A 17,052-nucleotide genomic window follows, 5' to 3' on the forward strand; every position below is an offset into this window, starting at 1 on the left:
TAAACATGAGTGAAGTAGTTATAAAAGCGAATCTGGCGAAGGAAGCAGCAGCCGACATGATCTTAAAAACAACGCAGGAGAAAAATGAAGCGCTGCGCAACATTGCAGGAAGGCTTCGGGACGAGATTCAATTTTTATTAACAGAAAACACAAAAGACATCGAAGCCGGAAAAGAAAAAGGCTTAACGCCGGACGTGCTTGATCGGCTGACCTTAGATGAAAAACGCATACTTGCCATAGCTGACGCAGTTGAACTGCTCGTCGGCTTAGAAGACCCAACCGGTGAAAAACTGGAAACAATCGAAAAAGACAACGGCCTGTTGATTGAAAAAATCCGTGTTCCGCTCGGAGTTGTCGGTATGATTTATGAAGCCCGGCCGAATGTGACCGTTGATGCAGCGACTCTGTGCCTGAAAACAGGAAACGCTGTCGTTCTCCGCGGAAGCTCTTCCGCCATTCACAGCAATAAAGCGCTTGTCCGTGTGATTCACAGCGCTCTTGAACAATCGGCGCTGCCGGTTCATGCGGTTCAGCTGATAGAAGATACAAGCAAAGAGACAGCCAAACAGCTGTTTACATTAAATGATGGCCTGGATGTGTTAATTCCGCGCGGAGGCAAAAACCTGATTGACTTGGTAGTAAGAGAGTCAACCGTGCCTGTTCTAGAAACCGGCGCCGGCAACTGTCATATTTTCATAGATGAATCAGCAGACCGCAAAATGGCGGAAGAAATTGTCGTAAACGCCAAAACCCAGCGCCCTTCCGTATGTAATGCGATTGAATCCTTACTTATACATCAAAAGTGGGCGGAGCAGCATGGCAAGGAACTGCTGGACCACCTGGAAAAAGCAGGTGTGGAAATTCGCGGCGATGAATTCATCTGCAAGCTCCATCCTTCAAGCGTTAAGGCTGATGAAACGGATTGGGAAACAGAATATTTGGCGAAGGTACTTAGTGTCAAGACAGTTGAGGATGTACAGGGAGCCGTCCGCCATATTCAAACGTACGGCACAAACCATTCTGAAGCGATTTTGACTGAAAACGATAAGAACGCCTCTTATTTTCAAACTGCAGTGGATGCAGCCGCTGTTTATCACAATGCGTCAACCCGTTTTACAGACGGTTTTGAATTCGGGTACGGCGCGGAAATCGGCATCAGCACGCAAAAGCTTCATGCGAGAGGGCCGATGGGGCTTCCTGCTTTGACTTCAACAAAATATTTTATCAAAGGAAACGGACAAATACGAGTGTAAATCAAGTATGGCAAAAACTTATCCCTTCGAGGGATAAGTTTTTTTGTATGAGAAAAAATTGACGTATGTATTTATGTTGTGTACAATTAAATTGTAAGCAATCAAAAGGGGGATAAAACAATGACAAATACATTATTTACGGCATCGGTTTCTGCTGTCGGAGGAAGAGAAGGAAGAATCGTTTCATCTGATCGGGTTCTTGAGCTGGACGTGGCAATGCCGGGTACGCCAAGAGCAAAAAAAGTAGAAAAAGCGACAAACCCTGAACAGCTGTTTGCTGCGGGATATGCGGCATGTTTTGACAGCGCCCTTCAGCTTGTGGCCAGAAAAGAACGTCTTAAAATTGAAACAGAGGTCACAGCGAATGTCAGCCTTTTAAAAGACGAAGAAGATCAAGGGTTCAAGCTAGGCGTGACATTACAGGTGAAAGGCATGGGAATCGCTAAATCGGATCTAGAAACACTTGTTCAAAAAGCGCACGGAGTCTGCCCATATTCAAAAGCAACCTCCGGCAACATTGATGTCACTCTTATTGTGGCTGAATAAATAAATGAGGATGCCCTCCAAAAGAAGGCATCCTCATTTTTCATTATGCAATGTTTCCAATAAATTGTAGAGAGATGTTTTTAACTGTCTTAATTCGTCCTCAGTTTGTCCTGTATGCCCAAGCATGGCGGCGGGAATATCTGCCGCTTCACCTTTCAGCGACTTCCCGGCCTCTGTCATTTTGATGGTCACCGACCGTTCATCTTCAAGAGATCGCTCTCTTACAATCAGTCCATTCTGTTCCATCCGCTTCAGCATAGGAGTCAAAGTACCGGAATCCAAATACAGCAGCTCGCCCATTTTTTTCACATTCAGCTCTTCATGCTCCCATAATAAAAGCAGCGCTAAATATTGCGGGTATGTCACATTCAGCTTATCCAGAAGAGGCTTGTACTGTTTTGTCATTTCCCGTGAGCTTGCGTAAAGCAAAAAACAAAGCTGATTTTCAAGTTTCATATGTTCAAATTCTTTTTTTGCCATCATTCTTCACCAACTCTTTATAACGTTATTTTCTATTGTAGCTGAAATTGCGCTTTTTTCCTATTTTTGCACCGGATATGCGTTGTCGAGGTTTAAAAACGGACAAAAGGGAAATATAACAATAAAGAACAATGAGGAGGTATAACCACATGGGATCACTATTTACAGCAAAAGTAACCGCTAAAGGCGGAAGAGCAGGCCATATTAAATCAGATGACGGCGTACTCGATTTTAATATCGTAATGCCGAACGCAAAAAAAGACGGAGAAACAGGAACAAATCCTGAGCAGCTGTTTGCAGCGGGATATGCAGCATGCTTCGGCGGAGCCCTTGAGCATGTTGCCAAGGAACAAAAGATTGACATCGATTCAGAAGTGGAAGGCCAAGTCAGCCTCATGAAAGATGAAAGTGACGGCGGCTTTAAAATCGGAGTGACACTTGTTGTCAGCACAAAAGGGCTTGACGAGGGAAAAGCCAAAGAACTTGTGGAAGCAGCCCATGATTTTTGTCCGTATTCGAAAGCGACAAGAGGAAATGTTGATGTCCAATTAAAATTAAAATAACAGCTTGATCCTAACATCCTGAGCCACTTTCTCAGGATGTTTTCTTATGCAGAACACAATCAAAAGTAATGATCTCTGCTTCTAAAGAATATTATACGGTATAGACCCTTCCAGTATGGAACACCAAGAGAAATGAGGGAGAAATATGTCTCTTCCAAACATACCTAATATTACCCCAGACATTTCACTCACCAGATGCGAAACCCTGAATCTCCTTCTTTCATCCGTTGCCATGGAAGAAATAGGACTCTCCGCTATTTTACAGGCAGAAGCAGAAAAAATTCAAACCTGCCTGTCGGCTGAAAATCATCCTCCTTTTCATGAATTATTAGAGATGAATAGAAGCGTAGAACGGCTTTTGCGCACCGTTATGAAATCCCAGCTGCTATTGCAAACGAAGCTGGAGGACATCATTTATCTGCAAGAATCTGAAAGTTGCATAGATCCTGAAGATCCCGGCGATCCTGAAGACCCTGATGATCCAGACGATCCAGACGATCCAGACGACCCTGAAGACCCTGAAGACCCAAACGATCCATGTGAGCCGTATCATCCAGAGCCCCCTCACAGACATGATCCATGTGACGATTTATTTTACGGCCGCATTGATTGCTGTGAGTGTGAAGAATGTGAAGAATGCGAAGAATGTGAGGAATGCGATGACAAAAGTGATTCAATACAGGGCGAGAGGTGACCGGAGTGCCGCATCCAGACATGAAAAAAGCCCGCCATCAAACCGTCGAAGCACTTCATTGCCTCACCGTTGCCCTATTAAGGCTGTTAAGTACAACCGTCAATAAAAGAGTAAACACAAGTTTTAAAGAAGAGATTCGGCTGTTTTCTGCGTTATGTCAGTGGCAAAAAGAGACGGGCGGACGGCTGCTTTTGATGATCAGTAATGAAAGAGAAGATGTATGTTTATACAGGCAGCATGTGAAGAAAATGCGGTGCCTCATGAAACATACCAAGCATTTCATCACAGAATGCCCGCCATCCTTTAAACAGCATCCCGCCACAAAACACGCCATTTGGCATATCAAAGAATGGCTGGAGGAAGAAAATAAACAGACGGCAGAACCCGCTATAAAGCAGAGCAGGCGCAACTATACTTTCAGTAAAGGAAAGCCCGCTCCCCCTTGGTTTAATCAACAACTTCTATACAGAAAAAGGTGAGACTGATGAATGAAAAAACGGAACCCAAGCTGACATTGTGCATGATTGTGAAAAATGAAGAGCGGCATATATCCCGTTGTTTATCAAGTGTACAAGATATAGCCGACGAGATTGTGGTTGTCGATACGGGTTCAGAAGATCAAACCGTTCAAATTTGCAAAAGCTTCAATGCACAGGTGTACACCCATGAATGGAAAAATGATTTTGCAAAGGCGAGAAATGCCGGGCTGCAGCACGCTAAAGGAGACTGGATTTTGTTTTTAGACGCAGATGAGGAACTTGATCAAGAGACAGGAAGCATATTGCCTTCGCTATTACATGATGACCTTCCTTCTCTCGGACTTTTAAAAATCATTAGCTATACAGGAAAGCAATGGGACGAAAATGAAGCGTTCGAAAGCATGCAGACAAGGCTGTTTCGCAATCATCAGGGCATTTCTTTTAAAGGGAAAATTCATGAAACATTAGATCTAGAAGAAGGGGGAGATAACACTGCTTATTTTTCTCTTCCATGTACCATTCATCATTACGGCTATTTAGACCAAGAAGAGAAATGGAAACAAAAGCATAAGCGAAATATAAGCATCTTAAATGAAGAGTTTTCTCAAAAAACATCTGACCCATGGCTTGTCTATCATTTGGCAAGTGAATGCTACAGAGTGAAAGAATACGAAAAAGCGCTGCATCTTGTGAATGGATCAATTTTTCAATTTTTAAGCGAGCAGCGGATGCCGCCATCCCTTCTCTACTTTTTAAAATATAGCATATTGCTGGAACTGAAACGGTACGAAGAAGCGGAGCAAGGCATTGATAAAGCCCTTCAGCTCTATCCTGACTATGTCAACCTGCATTTCTGTAAAGGGGTTATTTTATATCATTTAAACAAATACAGGGCGGCGATTAAAGCGTTTGAGATAAGCACACAAACAGAAAGCAAACATATTGAGCACATCATATTAAAAGGAGCTTCTGATTTTAGGGCATTTTATTACATGGGGGCTTGCCATGCTGAATTAAATCATGATATGACGGCAATCGCCTATTTAAAAAAGGCTGTCAAAATCAATCCCCGGTTTAAAGATGCCCAAACGCTCCTCTCCCAATTAAAAAAGGATCAGCGCACAAAAGCCTGATCCTTTTTTTCTTTTTCATTTAGGATAAACGGATAATGGACAGCGCAGCTCCTGCACTTCCGCCGAGAAGGGTGGCGGCTCCTAATAAACCGAAAAGCTGAAGCTGTATTGTGCTTCCTGCGGCAAGAGTGGTGATAAAAGAGTTGTTGAAATTAGATAAAGAAACGGCCGGAGAAATAATAGAACTTGTAAAGGCAGAGCCGTTGATTAATATTCGGGAGCTTACAAGCAGACCTGCCGTCAAATTGATTTGATATGAAATATAATAACGCCCTGCAGGTCCCACAGTAAAGACAGTGTTGGCGCCATTCACTGTAATGTCAGCAGAGAGGTTTTGATCGCTAGGCAGAGGAATGGTGGTGCCGCCTGCAACCACGGCTATTAAGCCGCCAGTGGTATTACTTGCGAAGCCGGAAGTTGCGGTCACCCCGGTGCCGGTAATGCCAGTCGGTCCGGTTACGCCAGTTACGCCTGTCGCTCCTGTTACCCCGGTCACCCCTGTAGCGCCAGTAAGGCCAGTAGGCCCGGTAATTCCCGTCACGCCTGTAGTACCGGTCGGTCCGGTCACCCCTGTCGCACCTGTAAAGCCAGTAGGTCCGGTTACACCAGTGACCCCTGTGGCGCCAGTAATCCCCGTCACGCCTGCAGTACCGGTAGGTCCAGTAATCCCCGTCACGCCTGCAGTACCGGTAGGTCCAGTAATCCCGGTTACGCCTGTGATACCCGTTGGCCCGGTCACTCCTGTTGCACCAGATGCACCCGTCGCGCCCGTCGGTCCGGTTACACCAGTGGCCCCTGTACCGCCAGTATCTCCGGTGGTACCCGCCGGTCCGGTGCTTCCTGTCGCACCGTTAGTCCCGGCTGCTGCTAATAAGGTATACTCTGCTGAAGTTCCTGGGGTTCCGGAGGGGCTGGATGTATTTGCCACATATGAACTACCATTGAATGTCACAGTTTGCCCTGCTTCATAGCCCGGTGCAGCTAACGGATCAAACGGAACAACTCCTTGAAGGCCTGCACCGGTGACGCCAGTCGGTCCGGTCGGTCCTGCGGAGGCTAACAAAGTGTAATCAGGTGATGTCCCCGGTACTCCGGATGGGTTTGATATATTCACTACATAGGAAGAGCCTTCATAAAGAACAACCTGGCCAGCGAGATAAAATGGCGCCGCTGCAGGATCAAATGGCGTAATGCCCTGTAAGCCTGCACCAGTCGCTCCTGTCGGTCCGGTTGATCCTGTCGGTCCGGCTGAAGCCAAGAGGGTATAATCAGCAGAAGCGCCTGGGAAGCCTGCGGGGGAAGCAGTATTCACCACGTATGAACTTCCGTTGTACAGCACAACTTGCCCGACCGTGTAAGTAGGGGCAACAAGCGGATTAAATACAACGATTCCTTGTAAACCGGCTCCGGTGGCGCCCGTCGGCCCGGCTGGTCCTGTTGCCCCCGTCGCGCCCGTCGGTCCGATAGCCCCAGCAGGCCCGGTCGGTCCTCCAGCTGGTCCGGTCGGCCCGGTTACCCCAGTCGGCCCTGCAAGCGTAGGGATATTTGCAATACTGTCCAACTTTGATCCAAGCAGCAACTCTTGTTTCATTAAACTATCCAGCGTGTCGCGGACGCTGGCATTCATGTTAAGAACATCGTCAAGTGTAGAAGGCGGACCTGTCAGGCCGGGAAGGGTCCCGAGCGCATATTGAATTTTTTCCCCTTCGGCGTTGAGAATATGGGCCATCCCCAGTTCTTCCATTGCGATTGAAGAAAGCAAAAGGTTGATGGTATCATCTCTCGAAAGTGTAACGACCGGTGTAATATTAGGTAAATTAGGTTGTGACATCATGTCCCTCCTTTATAAAAGTGGGTGAAGTCTTTTAAGCCGCGGTTCAATGAAATTTTGTCCCTGTTATTTGCGTGAACGCACTGCTATACATGTATATTCATCGAATATGTCCATGTTTCAGGTCTGCATCTTTATTTATAAAACGCCTGCTTGTAACAGCAGGCGTTTAATGGATGGTATCAGTATTCTTTTTTATCGGCAAAAGCCTGCCAAGCCTGAAAAGGAGATAAGTGTTCTGAAAGATGCACTTGACGGAATGGTATGACCCTTTCCGAAAGCGGCTTTTCAATTTCATCATATATAAATGAATCATCAAATCCGGCATTTGCTGCATCAGTATGCTCAGAAGCATAATAAACCGCCTTTGGCCTAGCCCAATAAATAGCGCCCAAACACATCGGACAAGGCTCACAGCTTGTATAGAGAATACAATCATCGAGCTGATAAGACCCAAGCGCTTCACATGCGTTTCTGATCGCCGTTACTTCCGCATGGGCTGTCGGATCGTTGCTTGTTGTCACATTATTTTGCCCCTCTGCAATAATCTTTCCGTCCTTTACTATAACTGCTCCGAAAGGACCGCCGATCCCGGCATTCACCCCTTCAGCAGCCAGCTCGACAGCACGCTGCAAGAACTCATTATGATTCATCCAAAAACCCCTCCAGTCGATCGAATAATATAAGTATAGCCGAAATGAAATTGAAAGAACATTCTCGAAAAAGGCAAAAAGACACAATCATTTTAGAAAATTTATTACAATAAGAAACAGGAGGAGGGAGAAGGTGTTATCTTTGTATATCGTCAGACACGGCCAGACGGAATGGAATACGGAGCACAGAATGCAGGGCTGGCAGGACTCTGATTTAACAGAAGAGGGATTAAGGCGTGCCCGAGCCCTTGGAGAACGGCTGAAACATACAGACTTTCAAAAGGTTTACATAAGCTCAAGCAAACGAACAGAAGACACAGCGAAAGCCATATTAGGCAATCGCCAGGTACCGCTCGAAAAGGAAGATCTATTTAGAGAAATGTCGCTTGGAACATGGGAAGGAAAAAAGCAAGAAGACATTGAAAAAGAAGAACCTGAACGCTTGCACGCTTATTTTCATCAGCCGACAGCATATCAGCCTGCAGACGGGGAAAGCTTTGAGGAGCTTGAACAAAGGGTTAAACGTGCTCTCCTAATGCTGACAGACCGTCACCAGTCAGGCAATGTCCTGCTGGTGACCCACTCTGTCTTTATTTTAATGCTGCTGAATATTGTGAAGAAGCGGGGAATCTCAGAGGTGTGGAATTCCTCTTACATACATGATACGTCATTGACACTATTAACAATTGATGCGGATGGAACGATAACTATTAAAAAAGAGGGGGACGGGGAGCATCGGGAAAGTACTGTCTCTTTATAGAAAACAGTATGTCGACAAACCCCCGCATTTCGAATAGAAAGGAGGATCAACGGCTAAAGCACGGGGCTCTGCCCGAACGCCGTTGTCATCACCTCCTGTGAAAGCCCGGTCGATCAATCACGCTGAAAGGCGGACAAAAGCCAGATCATGATAAATGACCTGGCTTTTGTCAATAGTGTATGGTTTCTGGCAAATATCTTTATACGAGCTGACTTTGCTTCGCTCTCGCTTGTTTGGCCGCTTCGACCATATTTTTTAGTGCTGCGATGGTTTCTTCCTGATGTCTTGTTTTCAATCCGCAGTCAGGGTTAACCCAGAAACGGTCTGTCGGGCAGACAGTGAGCGCTTCGTCGATGATTTTGTAAATTTCTTCAGTCGGCGGTACACGCGGACTGTGAATGTCATATACGCCCAGCCCGAGTCCTTTCAGGTAAGGGTGGTCTTTCAAGTAGTCTAAGAATCCGCCATGGCTTCGGCTGTGCTCAATTGTGATGACGTCCGCATCAAGGTCATTAATCGTGTCCACAATATCTTCAAAGTTGCTGTAACACATATGCGTATGAATTTGTGTATCATTTTTCACGGCAGACGTTGTTAGCCTGAATGCCTCGGCAGCCCACGTCAAGTATTCTTCCCAATCGTTTTCTTTTAATGGAAGGCCTTCGCGCAGAGCAGGCTCATCTACTTGAATAATTTGAATGCCGGCATCCTCCAAAGCTTTTACCTCTTTACGAAGCGCCAGACCGATTTGGAAGGCGATTTCTTTTCTTGAAATATCGTTCCGAGGGAATGACCAGTTTAAAATCGTAACAGGGCCTGTCAGCATTCCTTTGACTTGCTTGGATGTTAACAATTGGGCGTAAACTGTGTCTTTCACCGTCATCGGTTCGATAAATTCAACATCCCCGTAAATAACTGGCGGACGTACGCAGCGTGAGCCATATGATTGTACCCAGGCGTATTTTGTAAAGGCGAAGCCCGCAAGCTTTTCACCGAAGTATTCGACCATATCAGTCCGCTCAAACTCCCCGTGAACAAGGACATCGAGATCCAGTTCTTCCTGAATGTCAATCCATCTTTTTGTCTCAGCGTTGATGAATTCCTGATATTGCTCATCAGACCATTCGCTTTTACGCCATTTTTGGCGTGCGTTCCGGACTTCAGCAGACTGAGGGAAGCTTCCGATCGTTGTTGTCGGGAGAAGCGGCAGACCCAATGATTCGTTTTGTATTTTCAAGCGTTCCTCAAATGGGATCGGACGCTTGAAGTCTTTTTCAGTTAATTGATTAAGCTCTTCCTTTTGCTCAGAATTTGCGCCTGTCGCAAACTGTTTCAATGCCTGCAGATCAGCTTTAGCCTGTTGAATGTCTGCGCTGATGGCTGCTTTTCCTGACAGCAGGCCTTCCTTCAATGCAAAAAGCTCAGCTAACTTTTCTTTCGCGTAAGACAGACCGTTCAGCAAATCTTTTTCCAAGTGTTCGTCGGGGTGTTTCGCAACGGGAACATGAAGCAGGCTGTTAGAAGGCTGAATCCACAGCTCATCAATATCCGTGCTGCTGAGAAGGGCGAGGATCGCGTCCAGCCGTTCGTCAAGGTCAGTTTTCCAGATGTTACGTCCGTCAATCACGCCTGCTGCAAGCACTTTATCTTTCGGGAAGCCGTGCGCTTTCAGCTGTTCAAGGTTTCGGCCTTTATCATGTACAAAATCAAGCCCGATTCCTTGGACTGGATAGGAAATCAATTCTTCATAAGCATCAACCGAATCAAAATAAGTTTGCAGAAGCACGTTAAGGCCGGAAAGCTCGTTTGCGATGGCTTGATATAGCTCTTTCGCTGCTGAAACATCTTCAGAAGAAGCTGTCACAAGCGCAGGCTCATCAATTTGAACCCATTGTACGCCTTCTTGTTCAAGTTCTTTTAAAAGCTGGACATAAAGCGGAACAAGGCGCTTTTGAATCTCTTTTGCTTCTGATTGCTCGTAGCCCTTAGCAAGCGTGACAAAGGTGTAAGGACCGACGATCACCGGTTTTGTTTCTACGCCAAACGCCTGCTTAACCCGGCGGTAGTCTTCAAGCTGTTTATTTCTGGTGAGACGGAATTCAATATCCTTGTTATATTCAGGAACGATGTAATGGTAGTTTGTATTAAACCACTTTGTCATTTCGCTTGATACAGCGTCTTTAATACCGCGGGCAAGGGCAAAATATGTATCTGTAGCATCTGTTATATGTTTGAATCGTTCTGGAATCCAGTTGAAGCTGATCGCTGTGTCCAATACATGGTCATAGTGGGTGAAATCAGAAATTGGCACAATATCAATCTTTTGGTCAATCTGCGTTTTAACAGCAGTTAAAAACAATTCATCCATTTGTTTGAGGAACGTGTCCTTGTCGCTATTCCCTTTCCAGAAAGCTTCAAGCGATTTTTTCCATTCTCTGTTTAAACCAATTCTCGGAAAGCCAAGATTCGATGTTTTGATCGTTGTCATTATTATTTTTCCTCCTTTTATATAAAACACTCTTATCCCCGCTAAAAAGGGGCCAAGAGGTTTTCTAACAATCTAAACAAAAAAGCCTCTTTCTCAAGAGAGAAAGAGGCTTTTATTCAAACGTCAGCCTCTCTTATCTCTCAGATAAATCTGATGGAATTAGCACCGTGCCTTAAAGAGACAAATGTCTCGGCGCGAAAATCAGTGCGCCCCATTTCACAATGGTATTACGGTCGGTTGCTGTTGGGGTCAAAAGGCCAATCCCTCGCCCAACTCTCGATAAGAGAAAATCTTATTAATTTTTAGAAAAGTTAAATCATTTGTTGGTAATCTTAACAGCTTTTCAAATTCATTGTCAATAAAAATTCGAAAATTCATTTCAAATTTTTTGGCAACGTTTGAAACAGGATAGAAGGCTTACCAACGAATATATTATCGTGAAAAAATAAATCTATAGAGACAATAAGTGGGCCTGCTCCGCTTTTTCCGATAAAGCATCAGGCGCGGTCAAATAGAGAAATCCATTGCCGGCCAGTGTTTTTGCATATTGAAGCGGCAGAGTGCGGCGCACAAGCTGCGCATAAATTTCAGACTCTGACAGCGTTCTTTGGAACGCGTCTTCTTCAAATCCTTTAATCAAAGCAAGCGCTCCGCTGACGTGGGGGGCGGCCATTGAAGTGCCTGTCAGTTTTCCATACTTCTTATTCGGAAGAGTGGACAAAATATTTTCCCCGGGAGCAACAAGGTCGATTTCTTTATTTGCGTTTGAAAATTCTGACGATTCACGCGCGACCGATACAGATCCGACGGCAATGACTTCGTTATAAGCGGCTGGATAAGAAAGCTCTTCAGTACGCTCATCTCCGTCACCTTCATTCCCGGCGGCGCAAACGACAAGCACTCCGTTTTTCACGGCGTTTGAGACGGCTTCCTGCAGCTCAGGCACATCACTCGGTCCGCCGAGCGACATAGAGATAATATCAGCCTTTTGCTCCACAGCATAGTTAATACCGTTGATAATCCACTCGTACTGTCCGCTTCCGTTTTCGCCTCCCAGAACCTTAACGATTAATAGGCTTGCTTCCGGTGCGACACCTGCGATACCGCCGTTTGAATCATTAGCGGCGATCGTTCCTGCGACGTGTGTTCCATGGCCGTTGTAATCAGAAATGGCGTCTTCCTTGCCGCCGTCATCGTCAGTAAAGTTTTTGCCTCCGATGATCTGATTTTTTAAATCAGGATGCTCCGTATCGCAGCCGGTATCCAGCACAGCGACCGTCACATTCTTCCCTTTAAACCCTTTCTCCCACAATTCTGGCGCCTTAATCACTTTAATACCCTCTGGAAGCTCGTTCACATCCATAATCTTCTCATTTGTGACATACGGGATCAAGCGGATTTCACCATTCATAAAAAAGCCCTCCTTTTTTATGCTTGCAAGTGGATACAAGGGTGTTGCTTCCATTATATGAAAATAAAGTAGAGACGGATAGAGTCATTTGAATTATTTTGAAAATAGAGAAAAGAAGAAAATGAACTAAATATTTTGAAAATAATGTATTTTAAGAGAAAAACAGCAAATGAAGGAAGGACTATAGATATGGCTGGGATTCAGCTCTTTGTCGAGTTATAATAGTTTTTGGGAAAGGAGCAAAGCAATGAAACTGAATGAGAAATTATTTACGTTTTTTTCTGACCATGTTGAACAAATGGCTAAAGAATGGATCGACACAATGGAAGAAACCGATCCGGATTCTATCTATGCCTTAAAAGATCCAGTTGTGGTTGAGGAACTGACTGAGCAGGATAAAGAGTTTTACAGAAATCTCAACCAAATGTATATTAAGCCTGAGAAAGAATTTCTTCAAGTATTTCAAGAATGGGTTATCGAACTCACAAACGATCAGAAACATTTAGATACGCCTGTCCAATACGTAATCCGTGAATTTATGAGAAACCGGACATTATATAAGAAGTATTTTGACACGTTTGTTGCATCGAACTCATCTGAGTTTGCAGAAGGGGAAAGTAAGAAGTGGGCTGATTTGATTGTAAAGGTATTTGATTTTACGATCTATACATTTGTGGATCATGCTGAGAAAAATGCTAAAAAGCAATTAAATGCGCAGAGAGAAATGATTTTAGATTTAAGCTCCCCTGTCATTACTCTCAGCCAAAGAACTGCTCTCCTTCCGCTTGTAGGGGATATTGATACCGAACGGGCAAAATTCATACTTGAAAATACGCTTGACGCCTGTGCGAAAAGACGTGTTGAGCATTTATTAATCGACCTTTCAGGTGTAGTGGTTGTGGATACGATGGTGGCCCACCAAATTTTCAAATTAATCGAGGCGCTTACTTTGATCGGTGTCAGCTCTACTTTGTCAGGAATCAGGCCGGAAATCGCCCAGACGGCTGTCCAGCTGGGGGTTGATTTTACGAATATCAAGATCAAAGCCAACCTTGCTCAAGCTCTCAACTATGATAAATAAGGTAATCACAATATGTAAAAGCCACTATTTTAAAATAGTGGCTTTTTCACGTCAAGAAAAGCATAAAGAGATAAAAAAGCTAACGCTGAACAGCAAAAGCACCAGAAGGAAAAACAGCCAATCACGGGGTGCGACCGTAAGGGTTCTGTAGTACGTCCGATTCCGGCTGCCGGTAAAGCCTTTAGATTCCATCGCAATTGCCGTCCGTTCAGCCTTTCTGATGGCGCTCGCCAGTAAAGGAATCGTATATCGCTTCATAGCTGCGAGCTTTTCCTTTAGTCCGTTTTCGGACGCGCCGCCTCTGATTTTGTGCGCCTGCTGAATGATCTGAACTTCGTCTTTTAACAGCGGAAGAAAACGAAAGCCTGCGATAATGCCGTACGCAAGCTTCGGCGAAAGCCTGCACTGCTGAACAAGGCTGAGCATAAATAATATCGGATCAGTCGTGAAAATAAACATCATGGAAAGGGCCGAAAAGCATAAAATACGAAAACCGAGTGAAATGCCTACCAAAGCATTTTCACGGTTTATTTCAAAAGGGCCGGCTTCAAACAATAAATTGTCAGCGGTCGTCGGCACTTTACCGAAGACCGCCGCTGTCCACATACACCCGGCTGCCAAAATCAGAAAGGGGATCGTAAACAGGAGCCATTTTTTCAGAGAAATTCGTGCCGCCGACAGAACCCCGACTACGATAATCATATAAAAACATGCTGGAGTGTAGGGGTTATAAATGAACGACAGCATCACAACACAGCAAAACACAGCAGCAGCTTTTATTGTCGGATTAATGGTTTGTAATTGCTGGTTCATGATGTTCCTCCTGCTGTTTATGGTGCAGCCATTCATATTGAAGCGGCCATGCCAGTTTTGCTTGTTGAATAATTTCATTCTGCTCTGAAAATAACGGCGCCGGAGCCCCTTGATAAACCAATTTTGTGTCGTGAAGCACAAGAACGTTGTCGGCAAAAGCTGAGACAAGTTCCATATCATGTGTGATCATCAAAACAGCTGTTCCGGCCGCCTGGATGCTTTCAATCAGCTCCATACATTCCGCAGCGGTTTTCGCGTCTTGCCCGAAGGTTGGCTCATCCAAAAGTAAAATCTTAAGATCGTGCATCATCATAGTGGCGACGCTCAGCCGCCGTTTTTGTCCCTGGCTTAAAGCGAAGGGATGATGGGTGAGAACATGGTCAAGGCCGAAACGCCGCAAAAGATCATGCGCTTTTTCGGCTGCACCCTTATGGTGTTCATGTCCGAAGACCAGCTCGCCAAACACCGTATCAGCGACAAACTGATGCTCGGGGTTTTGAAAAACAAATCCCATCTGCCTTCGCAGCTCGTTTTCAGAAAAAGAATGAAGCGGTTTGCCGAACAGGCGAATTTCGCCGCTTTTCGGTTTATAGAGCCGTGCGAGCACTGATAAAAGCGTTGATTTTCCCGTCCCGTTCTGTCCGATGACAGCCGTCAATGATCCCGCGCGAAGCGAAAAGCTGATGTCTGAGAAGATCACCCGCCGCCCTCTTGAAAACGAAAGCCTGTTTACCTCTAACACATCCTCAGTCAGAGGGAGGTTCTTGCCTTCTTTGAAAGCGGGAACCGGCTGTGTAAACAGCATCTCTTTTGACAAAGTAAATGGTGCGCTCAAGCTTTCCTGCATGGCTGCGACATGAGGAATGGCAACACCGATCTTTTTCAGTTCTTCTGAATGGAATTGAAAGATATCCGGTGTTTCACCATCCATCACTTTCTGTCCCGATGCGTCAAGCACAATTGTCCGTTCCACCCAAGGGGCCCACTCGTCAAGCTGGTGTTCAATGACGAGAAGCCCGAAGCCCTTTTCCTCCTGCAGCTCCTTTATCATGTGAACAAAGGTGCGTGCTGAATGAGGATCAAGAAGAGAAGTCGGTTCGTCCAGAATAATAAGATCAGGCTCCATCGCCAAAATACAAGCCAGCGCGACTTTCTGCTTTGTTCCCCCGGACAGGGCTGAGATAGTTTGATTCTTCAAGCCGGTTAAATCGAGTTTTACTAATACATCGTCGATTCTCTCTTTCATTTCTTCCTTGGGCATTTGCAGGTTTTCCAAACCAAAAGCGATTTCATCTTCAACCGTGAGCATGCAGAACTGCTGGTCTGGATCTTGAAAGACCACCCCGATATGTAAAGAGGGCTTTTCAGAAGCTTGAAAATCTTCAATGTTTTTTTGGAAAAGTGAGATGCGCCCAGTCTGCACCGCATCACAAGCTTCTGGGTAAAGGCCGTTTATACAGAGGGCCAGCGAGCTTTTGCCGCACCCGCTAGGCCCGAGCAATAATGCCCGTTCTCCCTTTTGAAGCTGAAACGTCAAGTCTTTAAAAATCGGCTTTTCATCTTCCTCGTAGGAAAAAGTCAGGCGGTCGATGCTGAGGAGCTCATTAGAACCCTGCATGCTGGGACACCTGTTTCCGTTTCTTCTTGAGTTCCTTTCCGAGCGCCATGCCGTTTAATACGCCGGTATAGGCGAGTGAGTCACTGATCACTTTTCCGAGAAGGCCTGCAAGAAGAGCTCCGGAAAACAGACGAATGATGAGCATGAGCAGCAAGTAGCCTGGCGACAGTGCAGCATATCCGGCCACGAATAAGTCATAAATAAAGCTTGTCACTGACGAGCCCATCCCTGCAAGAAGGACAATAGGAAGAGAATACACTCTCCAGCGCGCGGCAAGAAAGACCGCTTCAGCCCCGAGGCCTTGAACAAGTCCCACCACAATCACCATCGGACCGGACGGATTGCCGAGCAGACATTCAACAAACGCGGCAATGGTTTCTGAAATGAGCGCCGCGCCGGGTTTTCTGATGATATAAGCGGCAATAATAGATACGATAAACCAGATGCCGTAAATCGGTTCATAGCCCATCGGACCGAAGAAACCTGCAAGCACATTTCCGAAATGCGTAAATAATAAATAAATAACGGCAAATACAACACTGATTACAGACATAACAACGATTTCTCTAACCTTCCAGCTTTTCATTTGATCCCTGCTTTCTTGACGGACTGTTTGCCGAGAAGTTCACAGTCATCGTCACATGATTTGTTTTTTCTTCTGCGAGCCGGAATGCGGCCTCCAATGTGCGGAACACATCGTGAGCGTCTCCGTCAAGCTCGCTTGCATAATGCACACCCTGCACAAAAGTGCCTTGCGCTTTAGCGATATCGACCGCTTCTGAAATGATGCCCATATAATCCGGTTCATTCATCGGATAGAGCGCAAACTGACAAGGGGCCTCCGCTCGGATCTCACGGGTATTTTCGTCATTCAATCTTTTGTCATCTTCAAAAAGAAACGAATCACCCTGTGTATCACCCGGGCAGCCGATAGAAAAGGTTCCGTTCATGACGATGTGCTTTCCGCTTTTGGCTGCGTGAAGGTATACAGCTTTAGCGGCGTCAAATACATGATCCATTTTCCCGCGAAAGCATGTGCTGATATGATCTGTCTTCTTCCAAACCTTTGATGTATCGGTTTCCTTCAGCGCCGACATGATCACATTGATAAAATCATCTGTCATCGGGTATAAAGAAAATCGAAAACCGGCGATTCTGCTTGTGCCGCATACGTTGTTCATTTCTCCGACCTCCTGGTTGTTTTTTGGGAAAATAAAAACTGCATATCCATAGGGAATATGCAGTCATA

General features: G+C 45.5%; 17 protein-coding genes and 1 riboswitch. Of the genes, 8 read left to right on the forward strand and 9 right to left on the reverse strand.

Annotated elements, in window-relative coordinates:
* The first annotated feature begins 5 nt into the window (after positions 1-5).
* Complete coding sequence (proA, locus tag AXI57_RS15840; protein ID WP_003327385.1) at positions 6-1,253, forward strand: glutamate-5-semialdehyde dehydrogenase; 1,248 nt, start codon at positions 6-8, stop codon at positions 1,251-1,253.
* 120 nt (positions 1,254-1,373) lie between these two features.
* Positions 1,374-1,799: an organic hydroperoxide resistance protein gene (locus AXI57_RS15845; RefSeq protein WP_061670620.1), complete on the forward strand. Its 426-nt coding sequence runs from the start codon at positions 1,374-1,376 to the stop codon at positions 1,797-1,799.
* 33 nt (positions 1,800-1,832) lie between these two features.
* Here AXI57_RS15845 and AXI57_RS15850 read toward each other — a convergent pair whose 3' ends face one another.
* Complete coding sequence (locus AXI57_RS15850) at positions 1,833-2,282, reverse strand: MarR family winged helix-turn-helix transcriptional regulator (protein ID WP_061670622.1); 450 nt, start codon at positions 2,280-2,282, stop codon at positions 1,833-1,835.
* 146 nt (positions 2,283-2,428) lie between these two features.
* Between AXI57_RS15850 and ohrB the strand changes: the two genes are divergently transcribed.
* The 4 genes from ohrB (at position 2,429) to AXI57_RS15870 (ending at position 5,148) form a co-directional block, all read left to right on the forward strand.
* On the forward strand, positions 2,429-2,842 hold the full coding sequence (ohrB, locus tag AXI57_RS15855; RefSeq protein WP_010788385.1) for an organic hydroperoxide resistance protein OhrB: 414 nt from the start codon (positions 2,429-2,431) through the stop codon (positions 2,840-2,842).
* A gap of 145 nt (positions 2,843-2,987) precedes the next feature.
* Positions 2,988-3,536: an alpha-helical endospore appendage domain-containing protein gene (locus AXI57_RS15860; protein ID WP_061670623.1), complete on the forward strand. Its 549-nt coding sequence runs from the start codon at positions 2,988-2,990 to the stop codon at positions 3,534-3,536.
* A gap of 5 nt (positions 3,537-3,541) precedes the next feature.
* Positions 3,542-4,015, forward strand: coding sequence for a hypothetical protein (locus AXI57_RS15865; protein WP_061670625.1), 474 nt, complete (start codon positions 3,542-3,544; stop codon positions 4,013-4,015).
* Positions 4,016-4,020: 5 nt separating this feature from the next.
* On the forward strand, positions 4,021-5,148 hold the full coding sequence (locus AXI57_RS15870) for a glycosyltransferase family 2 protein (RefSeq protein WP_003327378.1): 1,128 nt from the start codon (positions 4,021-4,023) through the stop codon (positions 5,146-5,148).
* 19 nt (positions 5,149-5,167) lie between these two features.
* Here the strand turns inward: AXI57_RS15870 and AXI57_RS15875 are convergent, their stop codons facing one another.
* On the reverse strand, positions 5,168-6,979 hold the full coding sequence (locus tag AXI57_RS15875) for a BclA C-terminal domain-containing protein (RefSeq protein ID WP_061670626.1): 1,812 nt from the start codon (positions 6,977-6,979) through the stop codon (positions 5,168-5,170).
* Positions 6,980-7,161: 182 nt separating this feature from the next.
* On the reverse strand, positions 7,162-7,632 hold the full coding sequence (guaD, locus tag AXI57_RS15880; RefSeq protein ID WP_061670628.1) for a guanine deaminase: 471 nt from the start codon (positions 7,630-7,632) through the stop codon (positions 7,162-7,164).
* 133 nt (positions 7,633-7,765) lie between these two features.
* Here guaD and AXI57_RS15885 point away from each other — a divergent pair, with 133 nt between their 5' ends.
* Positions 7,766-8,392 (forward strand): histidine phosphatase family protein, encoded by a 627-nt coding sequence (locus AXI57_RS15885; protein ID WP_061670629.1) that lies wholly within the window; start codon positions 7,766-7,768, stop codon positions 8,390-8,392.
* Positions 8,393-8,591: 199 nt separating this feature from the next.
* Here AXI57_RS15885 and metE read toward each other — a convergent pair whose 3' ends face one another.
* Together metE and AXI57_RS15895 are read right to left on the reverse strand one after the other, a co-directional pair.
* Complete coding sequence (gene metE / locus AXI57_RS15890) at positions 8,592-10,880, reverse strand: 5-methyltetrahydropteroyltriglutamate--homocysteine S-methyltransferase (RefSeq protein WP_061670630.1); 2,289 nt, start codon at positions 10,878-10,880, stop codon at positions 8,592-8,594.
* A gap of 130 nt (positions 10,881-11,010) precedes the next feature.
* A riboswitch (SAM riboswitch) is annotated at positions 11,011-11,166 on the reverse strand.
* 165 nt (positions 11,167-11,331) lie between these two features.
* Positions 11,332-12,291, reverse strand: a complete 960-nt coding sequence (locus tag AXI57_RS15895; RefSeq protein ID WP_003327372.1) for a S8 family peptidase — start codon at positions 12,289-12,291, stop codon at positions 11,332-11,334.
* 247 nt (positions 12,292-12,538) lie between these two features.
* Here AXI57_RS15895 and AXI57_RS15900 point away from each other — a divergent pair, with 247 nt between their 5' ends.
* Positions 12,539-13,372: an STAS domain-containing protein gene (locus AXI57_RS15900; RefSeq protein ID WP_003327371.1), complete on the forward strand. Its 834-nt coding sequence runs from the start codon at positions 12,539-12,541 to the stop codon at positions 13,370-13,372.
* Between the two features lie 51 nt (positions 13,373-13,423).
* Here the strand turns inward: AXI57_RS15900 and AXI57_RS15905 are convergent, their stop codons facing one another.
* Genes AXI57_RS15905 through AXI57_RS15920 form a run of 4 tightly spaced genes read right to left on the reverse strand, consistent with a single transcriptional unit; the run spans position 13,424 to position 16,984 of the window.
* Entirely contained in the window at positions 13,424-14,185 is a 762-nt protein-coding gene (locus tag AXI57_RS15905) for an energy-coupling factor transporter transmembrane component T family protein (RefSeq protein WP_061670631.1), read from the reverse strand.
* Positions 14,160-15,803, reverse strand: coding sequence for an ABC transporter ATP-binding protein (locus AXI57_RS15910; protein ID WP_061670633.1), 1,644 nt, complete (start codon positions 15,801-15,803; stop codon positions 14,160-14,162). The genes AXI57_RS15905 and AXI57_RS15910 overlap by 26 nt, the downstream gene beginning before the upstream one ends.
* The gene (locus tag AXI57_RS15915) at positions 15,790-16,389 is read right to left on the reverse strand and encodes an ECF transporter S component (RefSeq protein WP_010788397.1); all 600 of its coding nucleotides are present in this window, start codon (positions 16,387-16,389) and stop codon (positions 15,790-15,792) included. Before AXI57_RS15915 ends, AXI57_RS15910 begins: the two co-directional genes overlap by 14 nt.
* Positions 16,370-16,984: a YkoF family thiamine-binding protein gene (locus tag AXI57_RS15920; RefSeq protein ID WP_010788398.1), complete on the reverse strand. Its 615-nt coding sequence runs from the start codon at positions 16,982-16,984 to the stop codon at positions 16,370-16,372. The genes AXI57_RS15915 and AXI57_RS15920 overlap by 20 nt, the downstream gene beginning before the upstream one ends.
* Positions 16,985-17,052 lie beyond the last annotated feature (68 nt).

Origin of the sequence: Bacillus atrophaeus (genome assembly GCF_001584335.1) — a bacterium.
Classification (GTDB): domain Bacteria; phylum Bacillota; class Bacilli; order Bacillales; family Bacillaceae; genus Bacillus; species Bacillus atrophaeus.